Annotated in this window: 23 protein-coding genes; 6 read left to right on the top strand and 17 right to left on the bottom strand. The window is 69.0% G+C overall.

Annotated elements, in window-relative coordinates:
* The first annotated feature begins 39 nt into the window (after window positions 1-39).
* On the top strand, window positions 40-687 hold the full coding sequence (locus tag P0L94_10260) for a VanZ family protein (protein WES62842.1): 648 nt from the start codon (window positions 40-42) through the stop codon (window positions 685-687).
* Between the two features lie 325 nt (window positions 688-1,012).
* Here P0L94_10260 and P0L94_10255 read toward each other — a convergent pair whose 3' ends face one another.
* The 15 genes from P0L94_10255 to P0L94_10185 form a co-directional block, all read right to left on the bottom strand.
* On the bottom strand, window positions 1,013-1,648 hold the full coding sequence (locus P0L94_10255) for an isochorismatase family protein (protein ID WES62841.1): 636 nt from the start codon (window positions 1,646-1,648) through the stop codon (window positions 1,013-1,015).
* Window positions 1,645-2,718 (bottom strand): MFS transporter, encoded by a 1,074-nt coding sequence (locus P0L94_10250; protein WES66313.1) that lies wholly within the window; start codon window positions 2,716-2,718, stop codon window positions 1,645-1,647. Before P0L94_10250 ends, P0L94_10255 begins: the two co-directional genes overlap by 4 nt.
* Before the next feature lie 161 nt (window positions 2,719-2,879).
* Entirely contained in the window at window positions 2,880-3,569 is a 690-nt protein-coding gene (locus P0L94_10245; protein ID WES62840.1) for a GntR family transcriptional regulator, read from the bottom strand.
* Complete coding sequence (locus P0L94_10240) at window positions 3,566-4,762, bottom strand: FAD-dependent oxidoreductase (protein WES62839.1); 1,197 nt, start codon at window positions 4,760-4,762, stop codon at window positions 3,566-3,568. The genes P0L94_10245 and P0L94_10240 overlap by 4 nt, the downstream gene beginning before the upstream one ends.
* 39 nt (window positions 4,763-4,801) lie before the next feature.
* Window positions 4,802-5,548 carry a hypothetical protein gene (locus tag P0L94_10235; GenBank protein WES62838.1) on the bottom strand — a complete coding sequence of 249 codons (747 nt, stop codon included), beginning with the start codon at window positions 5,546-5,548 and terminating at the stop codon, window positions 4,802-4,804.
* Window positions 5,549-5,578: 30 nt separating this feature from the next.
* Window positions 5,579-6,628, bottom strand: coding sequence for an ABC transporter ATP-binding protein (locus P0L94_10230; protein WES62837.1), 1,050 nt, complete (start codon window positions 6,626-6,628; stop codon window positions 5,579-5,581).
* The gene (locus P0L94_10225) at window positions 6,625-8,586 is read right to left on the bottom strand and encodes a dipeptide/oligopeptide/nickel ABC transporter permease/ATP-binding protein (protein ID WES62836.1); all 1,962 of its coding nucleotides are present in this window, start codon (window positions 8,584-8,586) and stop codon (window positions 6,625-6,627) included. The genes P0L94_10230 and P0L94_10225 overlap by 4 nt, the downstream gene beginning before the upstream one ends.
* Window positions 8,583-9,524 carry an ABC transporter permease gene (locus P0L94_10220; protein ID WES62835.1) on the bottom strand — a complete coding sequence of 314 codons (942 nt, stop codon included), beginning with the start codon at window positions 9,522-9,524 and terminating at the stop codon, window positions 8,583-8,585. The genes P0L94_10225 and P0L94_10220 overlap by 4 nt, the downstream gene beginning before the upstream one ends.
* Before the next feature lie 74 nt (window positions 9,525-9,598).
* The gene (locus tag P0L94_10215) at window positions 9,599-11,137 is read right to left on the bottom strand and encodes an ABC transporter substrate-binding protein (protein ID WES62834.1); all 1,539 of its coding nucleotides are present in this window, start codon (window positions 11,135-11,137) and stop codon (window positions 9,599-9,601) included.
* Window positions 11,138-11,186: 49 nt separating this feature from the next.
* The gene (locus P0L94_10210; GenBank protein ID WES62833.1) at window positions 11,187-12,668 is read right to left on the bottom strand and encodes a carboxylesterase family protein; all 1,482 of its coding nucleotides are present in this window, start codon (window positions 12,666-12,668) and stop codon (window positions 11,187-11,189) included.
* Between the two features lie 514 nt (window positions 12,669-13,182).
* Window positions 13,183-14,601: an NtaA/DmoA family FMN-dependent monooxygenase gene (locus P0L94_10205; GenBank protein WES62832.1), complete on the bottom strand. Its 1,419-nt coding sequence runs from the start codon at window positions 14,599-14,601 to the stop codon at window positions 13,183-13,185.
* A gap of 124 nt (window positions 14,602-14,725) precedes the next feature.
* Complete coding sequence (locus P0L94_10200; protein WES62831.1) at window positions 14,726-15,115, bottom strand: hypothetical protein; 390 nt, start codon at window positions 15,113-15,115, stop codon at window positions 14,726-14,728.
* A complete protein-coding gene (locus tag P0L94_10195; protein WES62830.1) occupies window positions 15,112-15,726 on the bottom strand; it encodes a nucleotidyltransferase domain-containing protein in 615 nt (204 codons plus the stop codon). Before P0L94_10195 ends, P0L94_10200 begins: the two co-directional genes overlap by 4 nt.
* 114 nt (window positions 15,727-15,840) lie before the next feature.
* Window positions 15,841-16,365: a flavin reductase family protein gene (locus P0L94_10190; GenBank protein ID WES62829.1), complete on the bottom strand. Its 525-nt coding sequence runs from the start codon at window positions 16,363-16,365 to the stop codon at window positions 15,841-15,843.
* Window positions 16,366-16,399: 34 nt separating this feature from the next.
* Window positions 16,400-16,939, bottom strand: a complete 540-nt coding sequence (locus tag P0L94_10185; protein WES62828.1) for an NAD(P)H-dependent oxidoreductase — start codon at window positions 16,937-16,939, stop codon at window positions 16,400-16,402.
* 499 nt (window positions 16,940-17,438) lie between these two features.
* On the opposite strand from P0L94_10185, the gene P0L94_10180 reads away from it, so the two are divergent.
* The 5 genes from P0L94_10180 to add all read left to right on the top strand — a co-directional run bounded on the left by P0L94_10180 (window position 17,439) and on the right by add (window position 23,637).
* Window positions 17,439-17,987 carry a flavin reductase family protein gene (locus tag P0L94_10180; protein WES62827.1) on the top strand — a complete coding sequence of 183 codons (549 nt, stop codon included), beginning with the start codon at window positions 17,439-17,441 and terminating at the stop codon, window positions 17,985-17,987.
* 14 nt (window positions 17,988-18,001) lie between these two features.
* Window positions 18,002-18,712 carry a riboflavin kinase gene (locus tag P0L94_10175; GenBank protein ID WES62826.1) on the top strand — a complete coding sequence of 237 codons (711 nt, stop codon included), beginning with the start codon at window positions 18,002-18,004 and terminating at the stop codon, window positions 18,710-18,712.
* Between the two features lie 71 nt (window positions 18,713-18,783).
* A complete protein-coding gene (locus tag P0L94_10170; protein WES62825.1) occupies window positions 18,784-20,286 on the top strand; it encodes a DUF222 domain-containing protein in 1,503 nt (500 codons plus the stop codon).
* Window positions 20,287-20,762: 476 nt separating this feature from the next.
* Complete coding sequence (locus P0L94_10165) at window positions 20,763-22,529, top strand: metallophosphoesterase (protein WES62824.1); 1,767 nt, start codon at window positions 20,763-20,765, stop codon at window positions 22,527-22,529.
* 46 nt (window positions 22,530-22,575) lie between these two features.
* Entirely contained in the window at window positions 22,576-23,637 is a 1,062-nt protein-coding gene (add, locus tag P0L94_10160) for an adenosine deaminase (GenBank protein ID WES62823.1), read from the top strand.
* 207 nt (window positions 23,638-23,844) lie between these two features.
* On the opposite strand, the gene P0L94_10155 is transcribed toward add, so the two are convergent.
* A complete protein-coding gene (locus tag P0L94_10155; GenBank protein ID WES62822.1) occupies window positions 23,845-24,435 on the bottom strand; it encodes a nucleoside deaminase in 591 nt (196 codons plus the stop codon).
* Window positions 24,436-24,530: 95 nt separating this feature from the next.
* A complete protein-coding gene (locus P0L94_10150) occupies window positions 24,531-25,907 on the bottom strand; it encodes an 8-oxoguanine deaminase (protein ID WES62821.1) in 1,377 nt (458 codons plus the stop codon).
* Between the last annotated feature and the right edge of the window lie 60 nt (window positions 25,908-25,967).

Raw genomic sequence — 25,967 nt, 5'->3', positions numbered from 1 at the left:
ACGCGCGGCGAGGTCGCGGCGCCCGAGAGGGGAGGCCGCATGACCGACGACACCGAGCGGATGCCGCCGCTCCCGCCGACCGCGCCGCCGTCGGCGGACGACATCGTGATCCCACCGCGACCGCCACTGCCCGCTCCGACGGACGTGCAGCGGCCCGAGCCCGCGTTCCCCGGCTGGGTGGTACCCGCTCGGCCCGTCACGGGAGGCCGCCCATCCGGCCGTACGGTCGCGCGCGAGTTGGAGCGGGTCGCCTCCCGTACATGGGATGCCCGCCGCATCGCCCGGTGGGCGCTCGTCGCCTACGCCATCGTGCTGGTGCTCATCGCGTGGTGGCCCTCGCCGGTCGACCGTGGTGCCGCACCGCTCATCGGCGCCGTCAACGAGGTCGTGCCCCCGGTCACACTCGACCGGGTCGAGTTCGCGGCCAACATCCTCTACTTCGTGCCGCTCGGGGCGCTGCTCGCGCTGCTGCTCACGCAGCGACATCTCATCGTGCCGATCGCCGTCGTCACGACCGTGACGATCGAGGCGGGTCAGGCACTGCTGCTCGACGCGCGCGTGCCGAGCGTGCTCGACATCGTCGCGAACGTCACGGGGGCGTGTGTGGGGCTCTTGACTGTGGCGATCGTGGAGTGGTGGCGCGCGGCGCGGGCGGCGACGGTCCCGCACATGGAATCGCGGCGGTGACGCGCACATGGAACGCGTAACCGCCGCGACGTATCGGTGGCGGATCGAAGGGGTCCGCTCGCTGGGCGTCTCGTCGGCGAACACGATGTCGTCCAGTCGCTCGCCCAGGGTGGTGCCGGCAAGCACGAGCTTCGCGATCGTGTGGGCACCCAGCCGTCGTTGCGCGGGGCGCCGTAGCCGGTCGCTCATATGATGGTGTCCACCTTCTCGACCGAGCCGTCAGTAACTGCATGAGGTCGCCGGCGAACCGGGCGATCTCGGGCACCGCGCGCACGCGGCCGCGCCCAGGAGGGGATGAGCGTGCTGACCAAGGAGAGCGACGGCCCTAGGCAGGCAGTGCAGCCAGGTAGTCGAGCGTCTCCTTCTCCGAGACCACGTCGGCGTACTTCGCGTCGAGATCGAACAGCGCCGCGTCGTGGGGTTCGGGTCGTCTGTCTCCTACCGCGTCACGGACGATGATCGGGACGAAACCGTACTGCATCGCGTCGACGCCGGTCGCACGCACACATCCGCTCGTGCTCAGCCCCACGAGGATGACGCTGTCGCACCCGAGGACTGTGAGATCGGTGGCCAGCGACGTCCCGAAGAAGCAGCTCGCATACTTCTTCGAGATGACGGGCTCTGATTCGAGCGGTGTCAGCGGCTCGGCGATCGATCCGAGCGGTGAGCCGAGTGCAAGGGTCTCAAGGCCCTTCACCTTGCGTGCGAACAAGCCGCCCCCGGCACCGTTCGGGGCGTGTTCGACGACGGTGAAGATGATCGGGATGTCGGCCTCTCGTGCCGCCTCGAGGATGCGCGTGGCGGACTCGAGCTCCCTCTCGACGGCGGCGTAGAGGGGCGAGTCCTCCTTGAGATAGGCGTCGACGAAGTCGATCACGACTAGGGCGGGGCGCTTGCCGAACCCGAGTCGCTGGTTGAAGCCGTTCGCGAGATAGTCATCGGTCGCGGTGGTGTCCGTCATGTGTTCTGTTCCGTTTCCTGGGTTGTGGGACGTCGGGTGTGAGCGAGGAGCGCCATGAGCGCCGCCACGGCAGACACGGCCGCAGCGATGAGCCAGCCGAGGGTGACGCCGAGCGAGTCGAAGACGAAGCCGAACAGGAACGGCCCGGCAGCGCTCCCGATGTACGCCCCCGACTGGACGATGCCGGTCGCGCGGGCGCTGTGTGGGTAGGCCACGTGTGAGACCACGTAGTGGATTAGACCGTTCCAGCCCCAGCCGAGCCCGAATGCCAGAACGCACCCGATCGCAAAGGCGATCGGAAGTCCGGTGGCGATGCACAACGCACCGAGCATGCCTGCGGAGAGCATCGCGGCAACCGTTGCCAGCGTGCCGCCGATGCCACGGTCGGCGAGCCAACCGACGAGTGGTCGGGCGATCGCCCCGGCGACACTGCCGAGGCTCAGGATCAGCCCCGCCATGCCTTCGGGGACGCCGATGGCGACTCCCGTGCTGACGGTGAAGGCGCCTACGACGTTCGCCTGCGCGGAACCGAGCCCGCTGGCGAGCGAGGTCAGCACGAGGAACCGCATCAGTCCACGGGGAAGGCGGCGACGGCCCGCGCCGCGGCGGGTGCGGACGACGACTCCGGGGACGACGAGCGCGAGCACGAGCAGCACGCACAACCCGCCGGCTGCGGCGATGACGAACGTCCATCGCCAACCCATGGTCAGCGCGAGTGTCGGCACGGCCAGACCTGCCAGCATCGTCGCCAGAGGGATGGCGGCCTGCTTCACGCCGTACGCGAGGGCACGATTCCGGCCGCTGACCTGGTCCGCGATCAGGGCATTCGACGGTGGGTGCCCGAAAGCGTTGGCGACTCCTGCAAGCGCGAGGAGGGCGAGCATCCACCACCATTCGGCGTGCACCAGGGCGATGCCGATCAGCGCGAGGCTTCCGAGCGCGGCGGCGATGATCATCGTGGTCTTCGAGCCCAGATGCCCGGACACCGTCCCGGCAACCGGGGAGAACAGGGCTGATGCCGCCCAATACGCGGCGATGACGATCCCGAGTCTGCTGATCGTGAGGCCGATGTCGTCCTGCATCTGGACGCTGAGACCGCCCACGAGGAACACCGGCAGGACGGTGACCACCGTCGTCGACACCGCGGCGAGGGTCGCGAGCCGTCCGCGACGGCGTGAGAAGGCGCGCTGAGGAGAGCGCCCTCGAGTGGGGCGTGATGCGACGACCATGTTCAGCTTTCGAACACGCTTGCGTCGACGGCGGTCATCGCCGCGTTGCGGGCGGCGAGGACATGGGAGCGCATCGCCACTTCGGCCCAGAGAGCGTCGCGCGTCTGCAGGGCGGTCAGGATGTCGCGGTGCTGATGATTGGATCGCGCACGGAAGGATGCGCCGTACTGGCGCAGTCCGCGGATCATCAGCGGCGCCTGCGTCACCGACTCGACCACGGTGACCAGCTGTGAGTTCCCCGAAGCGACCAGAATCGTGCGGTGGAACCGCTCGTTGAGTTCGCCGAGTCGTCGCAGGTCGGCGGCGTCATCCGAATTCACCAGCCCGTCCATCTCCTCGATGAGATCGCTGAGTCGGACGAGGTCCTCATCGTTGAGCCGGCCGGTCGCGAGCCCGGCGGCGCGGCTCTCCAGCGCTGCCCTGACGAAGTAGGTCTCGACGATCTGCTCAGGTGTGAATCCGATCACGGTCGCGCCCCGATTGGGCACGTATTCGACGAGCCCCGTCTCGGCCAGGCGGCGCAGGGCCTCGCGGACCGGAGTCCGGCTGGTGCCGAACTCCTCCGCGAGGGCCTGCGCACGCAGCACCGTCTTGGGCGGTAGTTCGCCGCTGACGATTCGAGACCGCAAGGCGTTGTAGACCAGGTCTCCGCCGGTCAGGTGCAGCTCGTCGGCCGACTCCTCGTCGATCATGCCCGCACACTCGCGAGCATCGATGAGGTCAGGAGGAAGTCCCGCCGCGCGGCGGAATCGGATCCGAGTGCGCGCCACTTCTCGCGCTGGAGCTCACGTCGTTGTTCGTCGTCGTCGCGGAGCGACTTCCAGTTGCTGTCGGTCTCCGCTCCGACATACTCCAGGGCGACCTTCCGTCGGGCATCTGCCCAGCCATCCAGGTCGGCTTCGCCGGCTTGGCCGTTCTCGAACGCGATGATCGCGTCCGCGAGGAACTGGCCGTCGTGGATCCCGCTGTTCATGCCCATGCCTCCCAGCGGGTTGTTCACGTGCGCGGCGTCACCCACGAGGAAGGCCGAGCCGACACGGAACGAGGAGGCGACCTTGCGGTGTACCTGATAGAGGGTGACGTGCTCAACAGGGTAGTGGTCGGCATGCGGAACCACACGGCGCATCTGCGCCTCGATGTTCGCCGGGTCGAGGAGCTCGGCATCGGACTCGCCGTGCGTGGGGAACAGGATTCGCCACCCCGACGGGTTGCGCAGCAGCACGTGCCAATCGACCGGATCGGCAACGTAGTTGACGACGGCGAGATCGTCGAGCAGCTCTTCGAGCGGCAGCTTGGTTGTGACCACGAGGTATCGCTCGGGGTACGTGTGGCCGGTGAAATCCAGTCCGAGCGTCGAGCGGACGACGCTGTGCATGCCGTCGGCGCCGATCAGCCGTCGGCCGTGGATGACGCCGCTCCCGTCGTCGTCGGACCACGAGACGCTGTAGCCGCCCTCCGTGTCGCTGATGGAGATCACCTCACGACCGAAGAACGCGTCGATGGTCGGTTCGGTCTCGAGGGCCTGGATCGCGCGATCCGTCAGGCGGCTCTGCTCGACCTGGAGCCGGTACGGGAACCGCGTGTCGCCGTCGAGGACGGAGTAGTCGAGATCGACGATCATTCCGAGCTTCGCGTCCCGGAACTGGTAGGACCGCGCGACGATCCCCTGTGACAGGAGGTCGTCGACGAGACCCAGCTCGTCGAGCATCTCGAGCGTCGGCGGATGGAACGTCGACGCTCTGTGGTCGAGAGCGACGGCCGATCGCTTCTCGAGGAGGGCAACCCGAAACCCGGCGCGGCCGAGCTTGAGCGCTGTCGTGGTCCCGACGGGGCCACCTCCGACGATGACGATGTCGTACGCGGAGGCTGTGGAGTTGTCTGGCATGAGGATTTCCTATTCGGTGAAAACTGATGGTGACGCGGCTCAGAAATCGCGCAGCAGGCTGCCGAATCCGCCCCACGTGTCGTTTATCCCGCCGGCGCGGAGGCAGTGCCACATGGTCGCGGCGTTGATCGCGATCACGGGCTTGCCCAGCCAGTGCTCGAGCGTGTCAGTGAGCCCGACCATCGACAGGTTCGTGCCGACCTGCACGATCGCCTCGGTCTCCGGCGTGTCGATCTCCTCGATCACCCGCTTGATCTCCTCGGGGGTGATCTCGGCGATCGCGGTCGCCGAGGGCGCGCGCAGCCCGGTGATCCGCACCACGTCGAAGCCCGCTTCGGCGAAGTATCGACCGACGTTGACGTCCGCCACCGGCTGGTACGGGGAGAAGACCGAGATCCTGCGCACACCCATCGCCTCCAGTGCGGCGCGGCAGGCGGACGCGCCCGTCGAGACCGTGAGCCCGTCGGACATCGCGCGCACGCGCTCGATGAACGCCGCATTCCCTTCGACCCCGCCCCAGAAGGTCTCGGCGGACATTCCCATCATCATCAGATCGGGCTTCGCGGTCATGACATCGCGGATCGCGGTCGACATGGACGCCCGAATCTGCAGCAGAAGCGCTTCAGCCGCCTCGTCGCTGTCGAGCGCAGGGTCCGATATGTACATGCGGCCCGTGTGGAACGTGACGCCGTGAGGGCGCATTGCGGCAAGGTCGTGCTCGACGACGGTGTTGGTCGATGGGACGATGACCGCCACCTTCGATCGGTAGCCAGTTACATCCGGCATGGCGGATTCCTTTCCAGTTTCGCGTTCGGGTCAGCCCGCGGAGGCGGGGGTTCGCGAGGGGCCTGCTGTTGCGGGGCTCAGGCCAGACTCTGCGGGGTACGACGAATCGGGGTCGTAGCGATGGCATGCGACGGTCCGGTCGCCCACCCGGGAGTCGCGCGGTCGCGCGACAGCGCACACCTCCTCGACGACAGGACAGCGTGCGGCGAATGGGCACCCTGCGTGGCCCGTGGCGGGTCCAGAGGGCTTGCTCGCCGCGCGGCCTGCTCGTGCCTCCCGCTTGGCTCGTTGCGCAGCCGGGTCCACGATCGGCGCGGACTCGAGGAGCGCCGCGGTGTACGGATGCAGTGGCGCATCGTGGATCGCATCGGAGGGGCCCTCCTCCATGATCCGGCCGCGGTACAGCACGACGGTGCGGTCGGCGATGTACCGCACGACATCGAGGTCGTGTGCGATGAACAGGTACGCCAGACCGCGGTCGCGCGAGAGCTCACGCAGGAGGTTGAGCACCTGAGCCTGCGTGGACAGATCCAGGGCGCTGACCGCCTCGTCGCAGATGATGAGGCTCGGGTCGAGCATGAGGGCGCGCGCGATGCCGATCCGCTGGCGTTGCCCACCCGAGAACTGGCTGGGGTAGCGGTCGAGGGCTTCCGACGGGAGCCCGACCTGGCTGAGCACCATGCGTGCCTTCTCGTCCGCATCACTTCGCATGCTCGGATTCCGCTCGAGGAAGGGCTCGGCGAGCGCCTGACCGATCGTCCGATGAGGGTTCAGTGAGCTGTATGGGTCTTGGAAGACCACCTGGAGATTCGAGGCGAGTTCGCGTCGGCTGCGCAGCCGACCGTGCGAGGTCAGCTCGATCCCGTCGAACACGATCGAGCCGGACTGCGGCTGCTCGAGGCCGAGCACGCAGCGGCCGATCGTGCTCTTTCCGGACCCGGATTCTCCGACGAGGCCAACGACCTCCCCACGACGCACCCTGATGTCGATGTCGTCGACCGCGTGGATGACGCGCCGGCGGTCACGCGGATGCCGGAAACGCACCTCGAGACCCGTGATGCTGAGGAGTTCCTCGGTCATGATGCGCTCCTCTCGGCCGGCGCCGACGACGCCAGGGCCAGCTCAGGCTGCGGAAGCTTCCGCGACAGCTCCGCGGTGCGAACACAGCGGACCGTTCGCTCGTCTGTCGCCGTCAAGGGGACCGAGGCGGTGCGGCAGTCCGGCGTGGCGAAGGAGCAGCGTTCGGCGAACCGGCATCCGGTCCCCCACTGCCGCGGAGCCGGCACGACTCCGGGAATCGTCTCCATCGCGACACCGCGCTCGGCCAGCGACGGGATCGCGGCAAGGAGCGCCCGTGTGTACGGGTGCTGGGGTTCCTCGATCAGTGCCTCGACCTCTGCAGATTCGACGATCTGGCCCGCGTACATCACGATCGCGCGGTCGCAGGAGTCGGCGACGACACCGAAGTCGTGGGTGACGATCACCAACGCCATGCCGAGCCGCTGACGGAGGTCATGCAGCAGATCCAGGATCTCCGCCTGAACGGTGACGTCCAGCGCGGTGGTCGGCTCGTCGGCGACGAGGACCTCGGGCTCCCCGGTCAGCGCGAGCGCGATCGCGGCGCGCTGCGCCATTCCTCCGGAGATCTGGAAGGTGTAGCTCCCGGCGGCCTGCTCCGGGTCGGGAATGCCGACCATCGACAGCAGTTCGATCGCGCGCGCTTCGACGTCGCGTCGCCGTGTGAGCGAGGTGTGTTGACGGATCGATTCGCGCAGCTGGCTGCCGATCGTGAAGGTCGGATCCAAGGCCGACATCGGCTCCTGCGAGATCAGCGCGATGCGCGTCCCCCGAAGGCGGCGCACGGTCCGGGCAGGAGCACCGACGATGTCGGTGTCCCCGATCCGGACATGACCGGAGATCTCGCCGCCTCGGGCGACCAGCCCCAGGAGAGCCTTGGCGGTCACGCTCTTTCCGCAGCCGGACTCGCCGACGATTCCGAGTGCCTCCCCACGGCGGACATCGAAGCTGACGCCCTGCACGACCGCGAAGGAGCCGTCGTCATCCGAGAAGCGGACAGTGCAGTCTCGTACGCTCACGGCGGCGTCAGCCGGCGGGGGAGCAGGAACATCGGCCGCGTGCGGCTGGTGCGCGGGTGCTGGGTGACGTGTGCGTCGCCGTGGCGGGCTCGCGAGCGCGTCGCCGAGCGTGTTGAACGCGAGTATCGACAGGATCAGGATCGCGCCGGAGGGCACGAGGAGCCAGGGGTGGATGTAGATGAGCTCGCTGGCGTTCGCGACCATCGCTCCCCAGTTCGGGGCGGGCGGCGGACTGCCCAGCCCGAGGAACCCGAGGCCCGCTTGAATCAGCAGGGCTCCGGCCATGGCCATCGAGATCTGAACGAGGAGGGGACCGCGGATGCTCGGGAGCACGTGACGGAAGAGCGTCTTCCCGGAGGCCACGCCGGCGACACGGGCGGCATCGATGTAGAGGTTGCCGCGAACGCCCAGAGTCGTCGCTCGGGCGAGGCGAATGAACCCGTCCGAGAGCGCGACGCCGAGCGTGATCATCGCGAGCGTGCTGTCGTTTCCAAACACGCCGATCACGGCGATGAGGACGATGATGAGAGGGAGCGCCTGGAAGACGTCGGCGATCCGCGAGATCAGCATGTCGGCCGCGCCGCCGCGAAAGCCGGCGATCATCCCGAGGGGAACGCCGATCACTGTGGCGATGGCGACGGCGAGTGCAGCGCCGCCGAGTGTCTCCGCCCCGCCGTAGACGAGCCGCGCGAGGACGTCCCGTCCGAAGTCATCAGTGCCCAGCCAGTGGGCCGCGGACGGCAGCTGGCGCATCGCAGTGAGGTCCTGGGCCAGGGGATCCTGCAGACCGATGATGTCGGCGAAGATGCAGGCCAGAGCCAGCACCACGAGGAAGAGCAGAGCTGTCAGCGCAGCCGGCGAGGAGTTGACGCGGCGCCAGCCGGTGTCCTTCCTTCGGGCGCGGAGACCGGGCGGTGCGGGAGCGACGTCTGCGCGAGTCATGCGAGTCTCGCTTTCGGATTGATGATGCCGTACACGATGTCGAGGGCCAGATTCATGAGCAGGATGAGCGCGGAGGTCACGATGACGACGCCCAGAGTCACCGGGAAGTCGCCCGTGCTGACGGACGTCATTGCGAGGGGGCCGATTCCTGGAAGCGAGAAGACCTGCTCGATGAGAACGGCGCCGCCGAAGAGCCCCACGAACGTGAGTCCGATGACGGTGAGCACGGGGATCGCGGCGTTGCGGAGCCCGTGGACGAGGATGATGCGCCACTCGGGCAGACCGACCGAGCGCAGCGTCGTGATGTAGTCGCGCTGCAGGACATCGAGCATCGCGACTCGGGACTGCCGGACGATGCCCGCGCTCGCGCCGACGACGATCGCCGACAGCGGGAGCACGAGGTGAAGCGCCCAATCGCCGGGATCGTCGGGGAACGGCGTCCAGCCGGTCGCGGGGAAGAGACCGAGCGTGACGGCGAACACGAACACGAGAAGCACCGCCAGCCAGAAGTTCGGGATCGCGACGACGACGCCGACGAACCCACGGATGGTCGTGTCTGTTGCGCCGCCGCGCACGGCCGCGAGCGTGCCGAGGGCCACGCCGACGATGACGGCGAGCAAGGTCCCGCCCATGGCGAGCGTCAGCGTGACGGGCAGTCGCTCGGTGACGCTGTCGAGGACGGGGCGGCCGCTGATGAGTGAGGATCCGAGGTCGCCGGTCAGCGCAGACGCCCAGAAGCCGATGAAGCGCGAGATCAGCGGCTCGTCGAGGCCCAGGTCGGAGCGCAGCGCGCTGCGCTGTTCGGGAGTCGCGTCGGGTCCGAGGATGGTCGACGTGACGTCGTTGGGCATCAACGCGGTCAGGATGAACGCCAGGGAGGTGATGACGAACACCATGAGCACCGCGATGCCGAGCCGTCGTGCGACGTAAGCGGTCACGATCTGCCTTTCTTCGGCGAGCCGGGGTGGAGGAGGGGCCCGGGTCGGCGTGGGGCGCCGACCCGGGTGCGGGGTTAGGAGACGGGCTCCCAGGTGAACGGAATCGAGACCGCGTAGCCGGGGGTCAGCTCGACACCGGTGACGACTTCCGGGTTGTAGAAGTTGTGCGTCTCGTAGTACGAGATCGGGGCGAACCATGCCTCCTCGACAACCCATGTGGAAACCTGCTGCCAGAGGTCGGCCGCCGCTTCAGGGTCGAGTTCGGCGGATGCCGCTTCGATCAGCTCGGTCAGCTCCGGATCGGTCGTCCCGAAGGGGTTGAGCGCGGCGTTCTCTGCGAGCAGCGACGTCATCCCGACGTACGAGTCGTTCATACCGGCCTGCGACTGCGCTGCGGCGAACTCGCCGCTTGCGATCGCGTCGTCGTAGTCGTTGGTCCTATCGACGAGTTCAACGGTGATGCCGATCGCTTCGAGGTAGGGGATCGTCGCCTCGAGTCGGGCGTTGTCACCGAAGGTGGCGCGCGAGACCACGGGCATGGTGAACCCGTCTGCGTAGCCGGCCTCGTCCATCAGCTCCTGCGCCCGCTCGGGGTCGTATGCGTAGTAGTCGTCGAGTTCCTCGACATACCCGGAGGTCTGCGTGGAGAACACCTGTGCGGTCGGCCGCTGGTACGAGCTCCATAGCGCGTTGCCCAGCGCCTCGCGGTCGATTGCGTAGTTGATGGCCTGCCGGACACGGACGTCGGCGAGCGCGGGGACGACCTCGCCATCGCGGTCGAACAGCCAGATGCCGCCGACATTGCCTGCGAAGCCCACGCCGGCCATTCCGTTCTGCTCAGCGGTCTCTCGCTGAGTCCATTGCGCGACGCCGAGGTCGACGTCGCCGGCCAGCAGCGCGTTGAGCTGGGCGACGAGGTCCGAGATCACCTCGAACTGGATGACGTCGAAGCCGACCTCGCGCGAACCCGTGTACTCGGGATTCAGCTCGTACGTGTACGAGCTGCCTGCCACGCTGTCAGTCAGCATCCACGGACCCGAACCGGCAGTCTCGGTGAGCATCAGATCCGGGTCATCGAGCGCGGCCTGACTGACGATCATCCCGGATGCTCCGGAGAAGGCCCCAGGCAGAGAGGGGTCCGGGGTATTCAGGGAGAACTCGATGGTGTCCTCATCGAGGGCGGTGATGGTGTCGATGGAGTTCATCCGGGACTGCACCGCGCTGGGCGTGTCACGAACTCGCTCGATGTTCGCCACCACCAGGTCGATGTCGAGGTCGGACCCGTCGCTGAACACCGAGTCGGTGCGGATGTCCATCGTGAGCGCGGTCGGCGACGTGTACTCCCACGAGGTCGCGATGCCGGGAGTCAGGCTGCCGTCGGTCTCGAGGCTGACAAGCGTCTCGTACGCGGTGACGACGTAGTTGTATGCCGGTCCGGTCCAGTTCGTGAGGGGATCGAAGTTGGTAGCCGGCGTGAGCGCGGCGACGGAGATGGACGTCGGGGCGTCGGTGTCGGCTGCGGATGTGTCGGAGCCGGAGCTGGAGCAGCCGACGAGGGTGAGTGCTGCCACAGCAGGGATGACTGCGGCGACACGGGCGATGCGGGAACGCATGAGCGTCCTTTCTCTCGGGTGAGGGTGGTGCTCGGGTCGGGATGGTGCGTCAGGGAAGGTCAGGGGACGACAGCGTGAGCGGCTCCGGCCGCAATACGTCGCGCTCAAAGGAGAAGGGATCGGAGACCAGCTCGGTGGTCTCGCCGTAGCGCCGAACGAGGCGATCCGCGGAGGTGTAGGCGGGCCAGGGCGCCTTGTGGTGGGTCGCGAAGTGACTGATGTCGGAGTGCATGCGGTCCACGAGGTGTCTGGGTGCGGTCGCCACGTCCACGCCTTCGGCGATCCCGGCCTCGATGGCGTCGAAGAAGAGGGGGTTGTCGAGGCCGTGGGTGGCGCCGAACTCGGATCCGGCAGGCGACCAGGCGAAGTCGTACCCCCAGGTCGGCGCCGGGGCCGCGAGCCGATGCTCGAGAATGCGCCCGGCGAACCCGCGGAATATGCGGTCCCCCATCCGATGCCCTGCGATCCAGGATGCGGAGCGTCCGGGAAAGCGGTGCGAGTACTCCTCGGACGAGGAGTGATCGAAGCCCGCGCGTGAGAGCGCCTCATGCAGTGGCAGGTCGTTCATCTGCTCACCGCCGGGGATGCGAGCTGTGAACTCATCCATGGTCGCGCCGGTCAGCAGTGGCACATCCTTGCCCAGTCCGGCCGCTAGGCCGGTCTCCATGTCGACCGCGAGATAGTCGCCGTCGACCATCGGACCGAATCGCTGCGGAACTCCGGTCGACATCCGAACCGATGTCTCGAACGGCGACTCTGGGCCGAAGGCCTCGAACTGCGCGTCGAGAACGTCCTCTTCCGGGACGGCGGCCAAGCCCTGCCGCGACGGCGAAACTCCCAGATAGCGTGCGAGTTCGTCGGCGATCTCGAACGCGTCGGTCGCTCCGACCTGGACGAGTCCAGGCGAGCTGGCGATCGCAGCCGAGAACAGGCCTGTGGCCTGCGGAAGAGTGAGAAGGCGGATGACCGACGATCCGCCGGACGACTGGCCCCACACGGTGACCCGTGAGGGGTCGCCCCCGAAGGCGCGGACGTTCTCCCGCACCCACTCCAGGGCTGCGACCTGATCCCGGATGCCGCGGTTGGCGGGGGCTCCCGCGATCGCGCCAAAGCCGTCCATTCCCAGGCGATGGGTGATCGAGACGAACACGATGCCGTGTCGTGTGAACGGAGCGCCGTCATACAGAGGACTGGCAGCACTTCCCGCGATGAACGCACCCCCGTAGATCCACACGAGCACCGGCAGACCGGCTTCGGTGCTCGGATCCGGCGTGAACACGTTGAGGTTGAGGGTTTCGTCGCCGGGGATCGCGTGCGGTGACCGCATGAGTTTCGACAGGCGGGTCGTCGTCGGACCATACGCAACGGCATCCCGCGTTCCGGACCAGGGCCGGGGGCGCTCAGGCGCGGCGAAGCGTAGATCTCCGACGGGCGGAGCCGCGAAGGGCACGCCCAGAAAGGCAGTGTCGTGATCGCGTACGGTGCCGCGCACGGCGCCAGCGCTGGTTGGGACGGGGGGTGAGGTCTGCACGGTTCTCCTTCACGAGGGATTGCATGCAATGTAAGGGCCAAAAGTCCCATTCCAAACCCCAGTAACACACGGTTTACATGATCTTCACGCGAGGAAAGTCGCCACCAGGAGGTAGGAAGAAGTTCTAATTTCCCAGGTCATAGGCTTTTTATGGGAGGCCGAATCGACCATACGGGTCGACCTCCGCTCAAGAATGCCTCTCGAAGAGGGGTCCGGCATTTTGCATCCCTTTCACATTCGAGTCGCACGCGAGACGGCGCCAGCAAAGCTGCCTGGGGAATGGAGCGACGAACTCGCCCCCGAGGTGACCCCGGTGAGCGTGGGCCCGGGCGCGACGACTCGACCGCCACGGATCGTGCCGGTGAAGATGCGCGGGCCTCCCGTCCGCGGAGGCGTCGCTGACGTGGCCCCGCGGACGAACACGTTGGGGTTCGGTCGGCGGCCACTCTGAACGGTTGGACTCAGGACGGTATGCCCGGATGCCGCTACGGCGCCTGGGGCGCGCAGCCGCTGCTCAGTCCTGGATGCCCCCGGCAGTAAGGACGGGGTGCTGTTGGCCGAGCCGGTCGTTGCCCCGCCGCTCGGTGAGCCGAGCCCGCAGAGTGTTGCCCGGCACGCCGTCGCGCAGACGCCCGCGCTCACGCAGGATCGGCATGACGAGGCGCCCGAAGTCCTCGAGGTCGCTCGGTGGGAAGACCGGCTCGATGAGGAACCCGTCGAGATCGGTCTGGTCGATGAGCTCCTCGATGGCGTCGGCGACCTGCCTCGGGTCGCCGACGACGCGGAACCCGCGGGTGCCGCGGCCGCGCAGCTGGTCGAGGATCTCGCCCACCGTCGGGGCATCCTCGCCGAGGAAGCGCTCGATGTTGCTCGTGCCCATCTGCCCGATCGGGCCGCCCGCGTCGAGCACCTGGTGCAGCGTGCGGTCGGGGTCGAGGGTGAGCAGGTCGATGCCCGTATTGCCCGCGTACAGCGACGCGACGATCTCGTCGGTCTGCATGGCGTCGAACTCGGCTTCGTAGGCGCGCGCCTGCTCCTCGGTCTCGCCCACGAAGACGGTGAGGCCGACCATGAGCTTCAGCGCGCGCGGATCGCGCCCGGCGTCGGCGGCGAGACGGCGGATGTCCGCCACCGCGGCGGCCGTGCGCCCCGGGGTCGTCGCCTGCACGAACACGCACTCCGCGTTCGCGGCCGCGAACGCGCGGCCCGCGGGCGAGGTGCCGGCCTGGAACAGCACGGGGCTGCGCTGCGCCGACGGCGGTGCCCCGAAGTATCCGCGCGATCGGTAGTGCTCGCCGTCGTAGACGACGCGATGGATGCCGTCTCGCCGCGCATAGAGGCCGGTCTCGCGATCGGCGACGCGGGCGTCGTCGTCCCACGCGTGCTCCCAGAACCGGCAGGCGAGCTCGACGTACTCCGCCGCCATCGCGTAGCGGGTGTCGTGCGACACCATCTCGTCGTGGCCGAAGAGGTCGGCGACGGCGTTCTGCGACGCGCCGGTGACGATGTTCCAGCCGATGCGACCGTCCGTGAGGTGATCGAGAGTCGAGAAGCGTCGCGCCATCTGCGCGGGGTGGTCGAGGCCCGTCGACTGCGTCACGACGAAGCCGAGAGTGTCGGTGTGCTGTGCGAGCACCGGGATGATGAACGCCGGGTCGACGCCCGAGAAGTTGATGCCCTTCTCGACCGCCACGTGGTCCACGTCGCCGTTGACCATCGGGTACCCGTAGCCGTCGGCGAAGAACAGGAAGTCGAAGCCCGCGTCCTCGAGCACGCGGGCGATGCGGATCCAGTGCTGCGGGTCCAGGAAGTCGATGCTGCTGCTGCGCGGATGCGGCCAGCTGTACGTTCCGCCCACCTGCGGAGCGGTGACCTCGAAGACGCCGAAATGCAGGGTCTTGGGGGTTGCGTCGTTCGGCTGTGCAGCGGCCATCCGTGTGCTCCATCTTTCGTCGGATCTCGCTCGCGCCCCACGCGACGGCCCTGGCGGATGGAGCGAGCAGGTCAACCGTAGGCGGGGCCTGTTTCGGCGAGGTGACGAGGCGCTCGGACGCTTCTTAGGCGCGTCGCGCCGCACGGACCAGCTTGTCGGCGGCGTTGCGGGCTTCGGTGACCCGCGTCGCAGATATCGGCGCCACACCGTAGGCCGACTCGCTCTTCCTGCTGAGCAGCCGCTGGAGGGCCGGCACGAGCGAGCGGTCGGCCCGCCGGAGCAGGTCGATCGCGTCGGCATGATTCTCGGACCGCGAATACTCGCCCAGCCGCGCGCAGCACACCACATCGGACGCGGCGATACCGGCGAGGACGTAGAGCGACAGCACGGCATTCGAACCTTCGTCGAGTTCGCGCAGGTCCTCGGCGGACTGCCAGAACTCTTCGGCCCGTGCTCGACGTCCGTCTCGCTCCGCTGCGGAGCACGGCGCCGTGCGGCTCGCCCGCGGGGTCATGCTCCCTGTCCCGCCCGCTCGAGCCAATCGTCTCGGCCTGCGAACACCACGGCGTCACGCACGATGTTGTGAACGAAGGCCGTGTCATGTCGTGCCGATGCCTCGTCTGCATCCATGTCGACGATCCGCGCGTCGTTTCCGGTCCACCGCGTGACAGCCGAGGTCAGTTCTGCGAGTCGAGCCGTCCACTCCTCGTCTCCTGCGTCGTCCGGGCGGATGAGCAGGAGGTCGATGTCGCTGTCCCAGCGCATGTCGCCGCGCGCGGCGGAACCGTAGATCGCGGCGTATACCGGCGGGTGGGGCCAATCAGCGACCGTCGCACGCAGCCGCGCGAGGAACTGCGAGCGCAGCGCAGCCAGTTCGCGAACGGCGCCGGCGGCGAGGTGGTCGTCGTTGAGAGAGAAGAGCTGAGTTCGACCGATGACCTGGCGGATCACGATTCCCTGATCGGTCAGTCGCTCGAGAGACCTCCGGATGCCCGCCGCCGACCTGTCTTCTATGACGGTGACCAACTGCGGGACCGTGAAGCCGCTGTCCGTCGATGCCAGGGCATACAGCACCTGTCCGTCGACGCCAGGGGTGACGACAGCGAGCGGGTGCTGCAGTTCCATGGGTGGAATTCTAGCGCCAAGCACACAATAGTGTTCCTATCGTTAGAAAAGTGTGCGGCGGGAGGGCGGCGGTGTGCGCTCGACGATAGCCGGGCGCACACCGCGTCGTTGTGGTCAGCTCGCGATCTGATCGACGGACCGCAGGTGGCGGTATCCGCCCTTGAAGTAGAGCAGCGGCTCGCGGGTGTGCCACTCGACGGGGCTCATCTCGACCACCTTGCCGATGACGATCAGGTGGTCGCCGGCCTCGTGCTGGGCCCACAGCTCGCAGTCGACCCACATGAGCGTGTCGGCGATGATCGGGTTGCCCGAAGCCGCGGGCTGCCAGTCGATACCGGCCCACTTGTCGGTTCCCTTGCGGGCGAACTGGTTGGAGATGTGGTCCTGGTGGTGCGCCAGCACGTTGACGGCGAACTTGCCGTCCGCGGCGATGCGCGGATAGGTGGTCGACGTCTTCATGACGCTGAAGGAGACCAGCGGCGGGTCGACGGAGACCGAGTAGAACGACTGGCACGTGAAGCCGACCGGCTCGTCGCCTTCGAGTCCCGAGACGATGGTGATTCCCGAGGCGTAGTGGCCGAGGGTGTCTCGGAACAGGCGAGCGTCGATGGGTGCGGGCGTGTTGACGGACTGCGACATGGTGGATTCCTCCTTATCTACGTGACGCAACCGGTCAGACGTGGGCGGGAGCAGGTGTCGTGGCGCCGGCGACCTTCGCGAGCCCGGCCAGGTTCGCGGTGTACTCCGCCGCGGCGGCCTCCACGACCTCGTCGAGCTTGTCCATCTGGCTGAGCGCCAGATAGAACCCGCGGCCGGGGACGGTCGCGCCCAGCTCCACCAGCAGGGGAGACAGGGTGAACGTCGGTCCCATGGCGTGGGTGAAGTCCGCGCCGGTGTGCACCGGGATCGCGGTCACCCCGGCCAGGCCGTTCGCGGGATACCGGTCGAGGAACGCCTTGAGAAGCCCGGTGTAGGTCGCCTTGTAGGTCGGCGACGCGAAGACGACGAGGTCGCTCTCAGCGACCGCGGCGTTCAGCGCCGACATCTTCTCGGAGGGCCACGCGAAGATCTCGCCGGTGTACTCGGCGAGATCGATGACCTCGAGTTCGTACGAGCCGGGCGTGAGGAGCTTCTCGACGAGGAACTCCGCGACCTTGCGCGTGCGGGATGCCGGCTTGGGGTTGCCGACCACGACCATGACTTTCAACGACATCTGCTGCTCACATCCGTACCGATTGACAGGGAACGAAGGATGTCGTGAGACCACGTACCGCACAGGGCTGTGGAGCGCACGACTCCTCCACACGCCACCAGGTTCTTTTGGCCCGGAGCGCCCACAACGGCTTACGCTGCAATGCCCAGTATGCCCGGCGCGTGTTTCGGGCGTGTGAAGGGGGACGGCCACGCCGGGGTGCAGGCGCGGGGGCATCGTCGGATTTATCGTGTCGCCCACGGCGTAGAGCCGCCGCAAGCCGCATGATCACGCGGCTCCAGAGGCCGCGGAACGGCGCAATCGACCGTTTACACCGGTGTGATCGACCAGCAATCCCGGTCTCGCACACTGATGATGCAGCGTGAGCCGCTGTGGACCCTCTCGGGACACAAGACCCCGGGGGCAAGCATCGAGTCTGGTGACGGACTGCTTCGTTGCATGCCGCCTACCGACCCGATGCTCACCATCCGAGCATCCGCTGTCGAAAGGGAGTCCGCACATGACCATCCTGTCCCCGTCCCCGTCCCCGTCCACGCCCGAGGCCGTGCGAGAGTGCGCCCAGATGAGCGCCGAACCCGAGCACGTGCGCAGTGCGATGGGACGCTTCCCCTCCGGTGTCGCGGCGCTGTGCGCTATCGTCGACGGCCGTCCCGTCGGCATGGTCGCGACGTCCTTCTCGGCCGGCGTCTCGTACAGCCCGCCGATGGTGATGTTCTCGGTGCAGAACTCCTCCAGCACGTGGCCGGTGCTGCGCGACGCCGAGCGCATCGGTGTCAGCATCCTCGGCGACAGCCAGTCGGATGCCTGCATGCAGCTCGCCTCGCGCAGCCGCGACCGCTTCGCCGGCCTGTCGATCACCGAGACCGAGCTCGGCGCGGTCCTCATCGACGACGCGACGATGTGGCTCGACTGCGAGATCGTCAGCACGACACCCGCCGGCGACCACACGATCGTGGTCCTGCAGGTGCACGGCATGAGCGTCGACCACGATCGCGTGCCGCTGGTCTACCACCAGCGACGCTTCCACTCGCTGAACGCGATCGGCTGAGGCAGGTGGAATCAGTGACGAACACGCGAACAGGCCACATCGACGCGTCGCCGGCGGATGTCGCGACGGTGCACACCGTCGGCGACGCCGCAGCCGTCGTCGGGACGGTTGTCGTCGGCGACCAGCGCGGACGGGACCTCGGATTCCCGACCGCGAACCTCCTCATGGGCCCGGACACCCGGGTCGAGGACGGCGTCTGGGCCGCGGAGGTCCACGTCGAGAACCGGCGCTACATCGCCGCGGTATCGCTCGGGCACCGGCCGACGTATTACGGAGACGAGGGGGTGCGACTGCTCGAGGCGCACCTCCTCGACTTCTCCGGTGACCTCTACGGGCGGATGATCGTCGTCCACCTGCGCCGACACCTGCGTCCGCAGCGGCGCTTCGGCAGCACGGTCGCGCTCATCAGGCAGATGCGGCGAGATGTCGACGGCGTGCGGCGCTGGGCGCAGACGCGGGAGCGGCAGCCCGTGCGACTGCGTCGCCAGCCGCCGACGCGCACCCCCGACGGCGGTCAGGTGTTCCGCGACCGGCCTTCACGGCGCTCCCAGCGCGAGTGCCGCATCGCGGCTGCCGTGCAGCATTCGATCGCGCGAGGCGAGCTGACCCACGAGCGCGTCGCGGAGCTCGCGCAGGTGCCGTACGGATTCATCCGGTGGGCGTATCCGACTCTCGACGACCTGCGTGGTATCGCGGGCACCGTCGAGGTGACGCATCCGTATTGAGCACGGCGCGCGCGGGCCGACGACATAGAGAAGATATCTTCGAATGTCTGAGGGTCGCGATAGCGTGAAGCATGCTCATTTTCACCGATATCGACGCGGCGATCGCCCGCGTGCGAGACACGTTCGGTGAGGATGTGGATGTCACCGGAGTGCCGGCGCGCGTTGTGGGCCTGGGCGCCGACGCCGCGGTTGAGATGATGGCCGACGTCACCGAGGCGATCCGTTCGCTCGAGCTGCTGCGAACCACGGCAGCGGGCGTCGTCGCCGCTGCCTCGACGCGCGACCACGGTCACGCCGGAGCGGCGCAGACGCGCGGGCATCGCACGCCGGAGTCGTTGGTGCAGGAGATCACCGGCTCGACGCGGGCCGAGGCGACGAAGTCGGTTCGCGTCGGCGAGTCGCTCGTGTCGGGCGTCGCGACGGATTCGGCCGGAGGGGACGAGCCCGGGGTCCCGGGCGGCGAGCAGGATGCCGACGCGCTGATCGCGCCGCAGGTCGCGGATCTGCCGATGGAGCGGGCATGGCGCGCTCCCGCCGACGACGCGCTGATCTTCGGCGCGATCACCAATGCGCAGCATGACGCGATCGTGCGCGGCCTGGGCGAACCTGCAGAATCAGCGGGCGGCGATGCGCGCGAGGCGTGGTCGCTGGCGGTCGAGAGGCTGGTCGCGGACGCACCGAACCGGACCGTCGAAGAGCTCGCCACGTCGGCGCGGTCGATCCGCGACATCCTCGACCCGGAAGGCGCGCAGCGCCGGTTCGACGAGCGCAACGCGCGGCGATCGTTCCGGCTCTACCGCGACGGCGACGGCGTGCGCCGCGCGTCGATCTCGTTCGACGATGAGGGCGGTGCGTGGGCCGCCGCGATCCTGGACGCAGGTCTGCGTCCCCGGCGAGGAGGGCCCCGCTTCGTCGACCCTGCCGAGAAGAGCAGGGCCGACGACCTCGTCGCCGACCCGCGCACGAACGAGCAGCTGGCCTACGACCTGTTCCTCGACGTGCTGCGAGCGGGCGCACTGGCCGACGCGAAGCAGGTGTTCGGCACTCGGCAGGCCGGCGTGCGGATGGTGATCATGGCCGAGAGCGCCGAATCGGTCGCTGGGGTCGGGCACCTCGAAGAGGACGGCGCGACGCTCCCGGCGTGGCTGGTCGCACGGCGAGCCTGCGACCTCGGCTACACCGAGGTCGTCACCGATTCCGGCGGGAATCCGCTCTACCTGGGGCGTGAATCGCGTCTGTTCTCGGCGAAGCAGCGGATCGCGCTCGCCGTGCGCGACGGCGGATGCCGGTGGCGCAGTTGCGACCGACCCGCGTCGTATTGCGAAGCGCACCACATGGATGGATGGGCTGCCGCCGACGGGAAGACCGACGTCGATCGCGGGATCCTGCTCTGCCGCTACCATCACATGGCGCTGCACCACGGCGGGTGGCGGATCACCCGCAGCGGCAGCGATGAGTTCGAACTCCATCCACCCGGCGGCGAGCCGCCCCTGCCGCTGCCGCGGCGACTTCACCTTCGCTACGCGTGGGATGGCGTGCGCCCGCCACCGCGAAGGTTCCGCCGCGCCGCGTAGCAGTGTGGCGCGGGGCGGGGATGTGCGCGGGGTGTGGGGCGCGGGGCGTCGGTTCCGGCGTCCGCGCAGCGGGGCGAGCGTCGCGATCTCTCGGGCTTGTACGCAACGCCGATGGGGCGACGAACATGAAAGCTAGCCGAAACGATCCGATGTCCCCCAAAGTGCCGACAGACAGCGTGCTTGCGGGTCCGTAGCGTTGTCATCACAGAGCTTCCCAGCGCTCTGAAAAACCCGCCATCGCCGGCCATGCTTCGGGTGCTTGAGCCGCGATTCTCTGGCGGTCAGCGGCCCGTGCGTCCCCAGCGCACGGGCCGCTTCTCCCGTCGGGCGCATCGTCTGGCCCGCGGCTCGCCCAGCGACCGGGAGGCGGCTCGCCCAGCGACCGGGAGGCGGTTCGCTGAGCGACCGGGAGGCGGCTCGCTGAGCGACCGGGGACGTTCAGCATCCGGAAACCGAGGAAGGGTACCGTGCAGGCGATGGAGAGCATCTCACTGCTCAGCGACCCGTTCCTGCAGCTCCCCGACGCGGGCGGGGTCCATGTCGTGTGGACGACCGAGTCGCCCGGCACGCGCCACGTCGTCCTGGTGGGTGACGGCGTGGCAGACCTGAGCGCGGATGCCGCGCGTGCCGTGGCCTTCGGCTCGTCGGCCGCATCGGCGGTGCACGTCTTCGTGGCCGCGTCGCGGCGCTTCACGCAGCTCGCCGAGGACGCGGGCTCGTTCGTCCCCGACGACCGCAGGCCGTCGGTGCGCGACGGCATCGTGCCGCGTGAGATCTGGCGCCACGAAGCGCTCGTCGACGCGCTCGCACCGGGGGAGCGGGTCGCGTATCGCGTCCTGTCGCTCGACGCGCGTTCGGCGGCGATCTCGTCGACGTTCACGCTCGCTCCGGCCCCGTGCCCCGGCGACCCGCTGCGGGTGCTGCTGACCAGCGACCACCAGGCGGCTCCCAACGTCGCGGCGAACCTCCAGAAGGCGGTCGAGGCGGCCGGCCCCTTCGACGCGGTCTTCGCCGCCGGCGACCTGGCCAACCTGCCCGACCGGGCATCCGAGTGGTTCGACGACACCCGCGGCAGTGCGTTCTGGGCGCTGCTCCAGGGCCGCGGTGGTCGCAGCGACCGTCACGGCCTCGCGCGCTACCGCGGCGGCGAGATCGTGCAGCACGCGCCGCTGTTCCCCGCAGTCGGCAATCACGACGTGCAGGGCCGCACGGACGGCAGCGTCAACATGCTCTCGGCGATCTTCAGCGCGGTGCCGCGCCCGGTCGCCGCGGCCGCATATTCGGCGGTCGCGGCATCCGTGAACCCCACGCGCGACCCGGAGGTGCGGCGCGCCTGGATCGAGCGCAACTCGTTCAACACGCGCACCTACGAGGAGATGTTCACGCTCCCGAACGATTCGCCCGGCGGCGCGACCTACTATGCGGTGACGTTCGGCGACATCCGCCTCATCACGCTCTTCGCCACGCGCATGTGGCGGGGGACGGATGCCGATGCCGACCCGGACGAGCGCACCAAGGCCGGGCGCTGGCAGGAGGCGCCCGCGACACTCGGCGACCCGATGGAGCAGGGGCACGGCGAGCACATCTTCGCCTCGCTCGCGCCGGGCAGCGACCAGCACGACTGGCTGCGGGCCGAGCTCGCGTCGCCCGAGTTCGCGCAGGCGCGCGTGCGCGTCGTGATGCTCCACGAGGGGCCGCACGGCCTCGGCGCCAACATCTCGCCCGCCTTCACCGACCCGGTGCGGATCGAGGAGCACGACGACGCCGGCGGGCTCGTCGGCATCCGCTACGAGTACCCGGTCGAGAACGACCTGCTGCGCCCGCTGGGCGCGATGCTCGAAGACGCGGGCGTCGACCTCGTGCTGAGCGGTCACTCGCACCTGTGGAACCGCTTCGTCGCCCCGTCGGGCACCGTCTATCTCGAGACCTCGAACGTCGGCAACACGCACGGCGCCCACTGGCCCGGAAGCGGGCGTGAGCGCGTGGTGCCGCCGGAGCCCTGGAACGCCGCCGACTACGCCGCGGTCGGCGACCCGGGCGGGCTCGAGCCGGTCGTGCCGTCGGTCGCTCCGTTCCCCGGCGAGGACGGGGTTCCGCAGCCGTATGTGCAGAGCAACGACCACGCGGTCTTCTCGGTGCTCGACACGGGCGCCCGCGAGGTCGTGACGTGGGCGTTCGACGTGCGCGCGCCGGACGTCGCGCCGTGGGTCATCGACCGCTTCGGCCTCGACGGACGCCCGTAAGCTGGCTCTCCGGCGGTACCCGGCCGCGCGGTGTGAAGGATGACGGATGCTGACTCTGCACGACTATCTGCGACTGCTGCCGAAGGCCGAGCTGCACTGCCACTTCGTCTCGACGATGCGCGTGAGCACGCTGGTCGAGCTCGCCCGCACCCACGACGTGGCGCTGAAGACCGATGACCTCGACGTGCTGCTGGACTACGAGGGCCTGCCGGACTTCCTCGACGTCTTCAACGCCGCCCACCGCGCCCTCACGACCGGCGACGAGATCGCCCGCGTCGCCTACGAGGGCGTCGAGGATGCCGTGCGCGACGGCAACCTGCGCTACCGCGAGTACTTCGTCAACCCCGACAACTTCGCCCCGTTCGGCATCGACTACCCGAGCCTCATCGACGCCATGACCGACGGGCTGGTCCAGGCCGAGCGCGACTTCGGCGTGGGCTTCCGCATCATCGCCGCCATCAACCGCTCGCTCCCGCCGCAGTCGGCGGTCGCGCTGGTCGAGACGGTGCTCGCGCATCCGCGCGATGCGGTCGTCGGCATCGGGCAGGACGACCTGACGCCGGAGTTCACCGAGGACCCGCTGCGCTTCCGCGACGCGTACGAGCTGGCCGCCCGCGCGGGCCTGCGGCGCACGGCGCACGCCGGCGAGACGATGAACGCGTCGCCGCAGAACGTGCTCGACGCGATCGAGGGGCTGGGGGTCGAACGCGTCGACCACGGCTATCGCGTCGTCGACGACCCCGAGGCGCTCGATGCGGTCGCGGCCACCGGCATCCCGTTCACGTGCACGCCGCACTCGACCGACATGCTCTCGTCGTGGGAGTTCACCCCCGAGCACCGCATCGCGAAGATGATCCGCGCGGGGCTGCCGGTGTCGCTCGCCACCGACGACGCGGTGTTCTTCAAGACCGACATCGGCCTGGAGTACACCGCAGCGCTGCCGGCGATGGGGTTCGGCGCCGCAGACGCTGCGCGCATCGCGCGCACCGGCTTCGAGATCGCGTGGTGCGACGACGATGAGAAGCAACGCCGGCTGTCCGAGGTCGACGGCACGATCGCCGCGCTCACCGCGGCGCTGGCCGCCGACGCCGCCACGCCGGCGACCTGAGGTCCGCCGACTCCGCGAGCGCCCGGGCGCTCGCAGCCGCGTCAGTCGCCGCCGCGCTGCGTCAGTCGTCGCCGCGCCGCGTCAGTCGTCGTCGCCGCGCCGCGTCAGTCGACGCCGCACCCCGCCACCCGCCACCGCGGACGACGAAGCGTCGCCGAGCAGCCAGCCGACGCTTCACCCTGCCCGCTTGACAGGAAGCCCTGCATATCAGTCGTCGCCGCGCGCGTTGTAGACGACGCTGTCGCTGGCGCCGTAGGCCCGGAAGACCGCGAGCGCATCGTCGCGTGCGACGCCGATCGTGACGTCGATGCCGCGGGCGCGGAACCGGTCCGCCCAGTCTTCGACCATGGGCCCCTCGTCGAAGCCGGTCAGCTCCTCGAGCTCGGGTCCGTCGCCCGCGACCACGAGGGAGCGCACCCCGCTCCACATCGTGGCGCCGTAGCACTGAACGCACGGCCGCCAGTTGACGACAAGGGCGAGGCGCGCACCGTGCGCGCCGAGGTCCCAGCGTCCGAGCCTGCGCTGGGCGAGAGCGAGTGCCATCACCTCAGCGTGGCCCGAGCTGATCCCGGTGCTGAGGACGACGTTGACGCCGGCCGAGATCAGCTCGCCGGTGGCGTCGTCGACGACGATCGCCGCGAACGGCCCGCCGTTGCCCTCGCGCCAGTTGCGGTCGGCGAGGGCGTTCACCAGCGCCATGCGCTCCTCGTCCGTGCCGAGCGTGCGCGGCAGCGACGGGATCTCGGCCACGAGCCAGTCCGGCAGCGTCATCGAGTAGGCGGTTGCGAGGTCGCTCATGCGGTCTCCCTCGGTCGAGCAGGTCGGGTCCGGTGGCCCGGGAGCGTCGTCGGCTTCCCCACCGCAGACTAGCCGTCCGGGCGGGGCGACGGACCTCACAAGCCGGCGACCTGCGCTTCGCCGATCCGCTGCAGACGGCGGGCGATCCGCTCGTGCGAGCGGAGGGCGTCCGTCAGTCCGCCGAGGCGCACCTCGCCGGCGTCGACGAGCACGCGGCCGCCGACGATCGTCGACCACGCCTTCGCGGGCGCGCAGCGCAGCAGCGCCTCCACGGGGTCGCTCCATCCGCCCGCGCTCGAGATCGGGTCCATCTCCCAGATCACCAGGTCCGCGAGCGCGCCCACCGACAGGTGGCCGATCTCGTCGTCCCACCCCAGGCACGCGGCCGACCCGCGGGTGCCGATGTCGATCGCGTCGCGCGCGGTCATCGCCTGCGGGCCGCCGAGGAAGCGCGCGAGCAGCAGGGCCGTGCGCGCCTCCATCCACATCGACGCGTGATCGGTCGAGGCCGAGCCGTCGCACCCGAGCCCCACCGGGGCGCCCAGCTCGCGCAGCCCGGTGACGTCGGCGGTCGCGCCGCAGATGAGCATGTTCGAGCTCGGGCAGTGCGCGACGCCCACGCCGGCGCGCGCCATGCGCGCCTTCTCGTCGTCGCTCGGGTAGGCGAAGTGCGCCACCCACGTGCGGTCGGTGGCCCAGCCGACGTCCTCGAAGTGCTCGACGGCGCTGCGCCCGTACATCTGCTGGCAGAAGTCCTCCTCGTCGACGTCCTCGGCGAGGTGGGTGTGCAGCCGGACGTCGAAGCGCTCGGCCATCGCGGCGGATTCGCGCATGAGGTCGTCGTCCACCGTGAACGGCGAGCAGGGCCCGAGACCCACGCGCACGAGCGCACCGGGGGAGGCGTCGTGGTGGGTGCGGATGAGCCGCTCGGAGTCCTCGAGGATCTCGTCGGCCGTCTGCACCACCGAGCGGGGAGGCAGGTAGCCGTCGTCCTGCGACCGGCTCATCGACCCGCGCGTGGGCAGGAACCGGAAGCCGATCTCTCGCGCCGCCGCGATCTCGCCGTCGATGAGCTTCGCCGCCGGGTGCACGTACCAGTGGTCGGTCGAGGTCGTGCAGCCGCCCAGCAGCAGCTCGGCCATGCCGACGTAAGCCGACACGTACGCCGCCTCCTCGTCGAGCCCCGCCCACATCGGGTACAGCGTCGTGAGCCACTGGAACAGCGTGCCGTTGACGGCCGGCCCGAAGCTGCGCGTGAGGTTCTGGAACATGTGATGGTGCGTGTTCACGAGCCCCGGCGTCACGAGCCGGCCACCCGCGTCGATCACGCGCACGGCCGGGGGCGGTTCGGTCGCCGACGAGCCGGCGGAGTGCACGCGCCCGCCGTGGACGGCGATCCAGCCGCCGGAGATCTCGCTGCCGCGATCGAGATACAGGTGTCTCGCGTTGCGGATGACGAGGTCCACGGCCATCGGTGCTCCTTCTTCGGTGGGTCGGGCGGTTTCGGTGGATCGGGCTTCGGTGGGCGGTCC

Source organism: Microbacter sp. GSS18, from assembly GCA_029319145.1.
Classification (GTDB): domain Bacteria; phylum Actinomycetota; class Actinomycetes; order Actinomycetales; family Microbacteriaceae; genus Microbacterium.
Note: the sequence above shows the minus strand (reverse complement) of the source record. Positions and strands in the feature narration are given on the sequence as shown.

Coding starts and splice junctions, on each gene's coding strand:
- P0L94_10260 (WES62842.1), top strand. CDS start 40: ATGACCGACGACACCGAGCGGATGCCGCCGCTCCCGCCGACCGCGCCG.
- P0L94_10255 (WES62841.1), bottom strand. CDS start 1,648: ATGACGGACACCACCGCGACCGATGACTATCTCGCGAACGGCTTCAAC.
- P0L94_10245 (WES62840.1), bottom strand. CDS start 3,569: ATGATCGACGAGGAGTCGGCCGACGAGCTGCACCTGACCGGCGGAGAC.
- P0L94_10240 (WES62839.1), bottom strand. CDS start 4,762: ATGCCAGACAACTCCACAGCCTCCGCGTACGACATCGTCATCGTCGGA.
- P0L94_10235 (WES62838.1), bottom strand. CDS start 5,548: ATGCCGGATGTAACTGGCTACCGATCGAAGGTGGCGGTCATCGTCCCA.
- P0L94_10230 (WES62837.1), bottom strand. CDS start 6,628: ATGACCGAGGAACTCCTCAGCATCACGGGTCTCGAGGTGCGTTTCCGG.
- P0L94_10225 (WES62836.1), bottom strand. CDS start 8,586: ATGACTCGCGCAGACGTCGCTCCCGCACCGCCCGGTCTCCGCGCCCGA.
- P0L94_10215 (WES62834.1), bottom strand. CDS start 11,137: ATGCGTTCCCGCATCGCCCGTGTCGCCGCAGTCATCCCTGCTGTGGCA.
- P0L94_10205 (WES62832.1), bottom strand. CDS start 14,601: ATGGCCGCTGCACAGCCGAACGACGCAACCCCCAAGACCCTGCATTTC.
- P0L94_10200 (WES62831.1), bottom strand. CDS start 15,115: ATGACCCCGCGGGCGAGCCGCACGGCGCCGTGCTCCGCAGCGGAGCGA.
- P0L94_10195 (WES62830.1), bottom strand. CDS start 15,726: ATGGAACTGCAGCACCCGCTCGCTGTCGTCACCCCTGGCGTCGACGGA.
- P0L94_10190 (WES62829.1), bottom strand. CDS start 16,365: ATGTCGCAGTCCGTCAACACGCCCGCACCCATCGACGCTCGCCTGTTC.
- P0L94_10185 (WES62828.1), bottom strand. CDS start 16,939: ATGTCGTTGAAAGTCATGGTCGTGGTCGGCAACCCCAAGCCGGCATCC.
- P0L94_10180 (WES62827.1), top strand. CDS start 17,439: ATGACCATCCTGTCCCCGTCCCCGTCCCCGTCCACGCCCGAGGCCGTG.
- P0L94_10170 (WES62825.1), top strand. CDS start 18,784: ATGCTCATTTTCACCGATATCGACGCGGCGATCGCCCGCGTGCGAGAC.
- P0L94_10165 (WES62824.1), top strand. CDS start 20,763: ATGGAGAGCATCTCACTGCTCAGCGACCCGTTCCTGCAGCTCCCCGAC.
- add (WES62823.1), top strand. CDS start 22,576: ATGCTGACTCTGCACGACTATCTGCGACTGCTGCCGAAGGCCGAGCTG.
- P0L94_10155 (WES62822.1), bottom strand. CDS start 24,435: ATGAGCGACCTCGCAACCGCCTACTCGATGACGCTGCCGGACTGGCTC.
- P0L94_10150 (WES62821.1), bottom strand. CDS start 25,907: ATGGCCGTGGACCTCGTCATCCGCAACGCGAGACACCTGTATCTCGAT.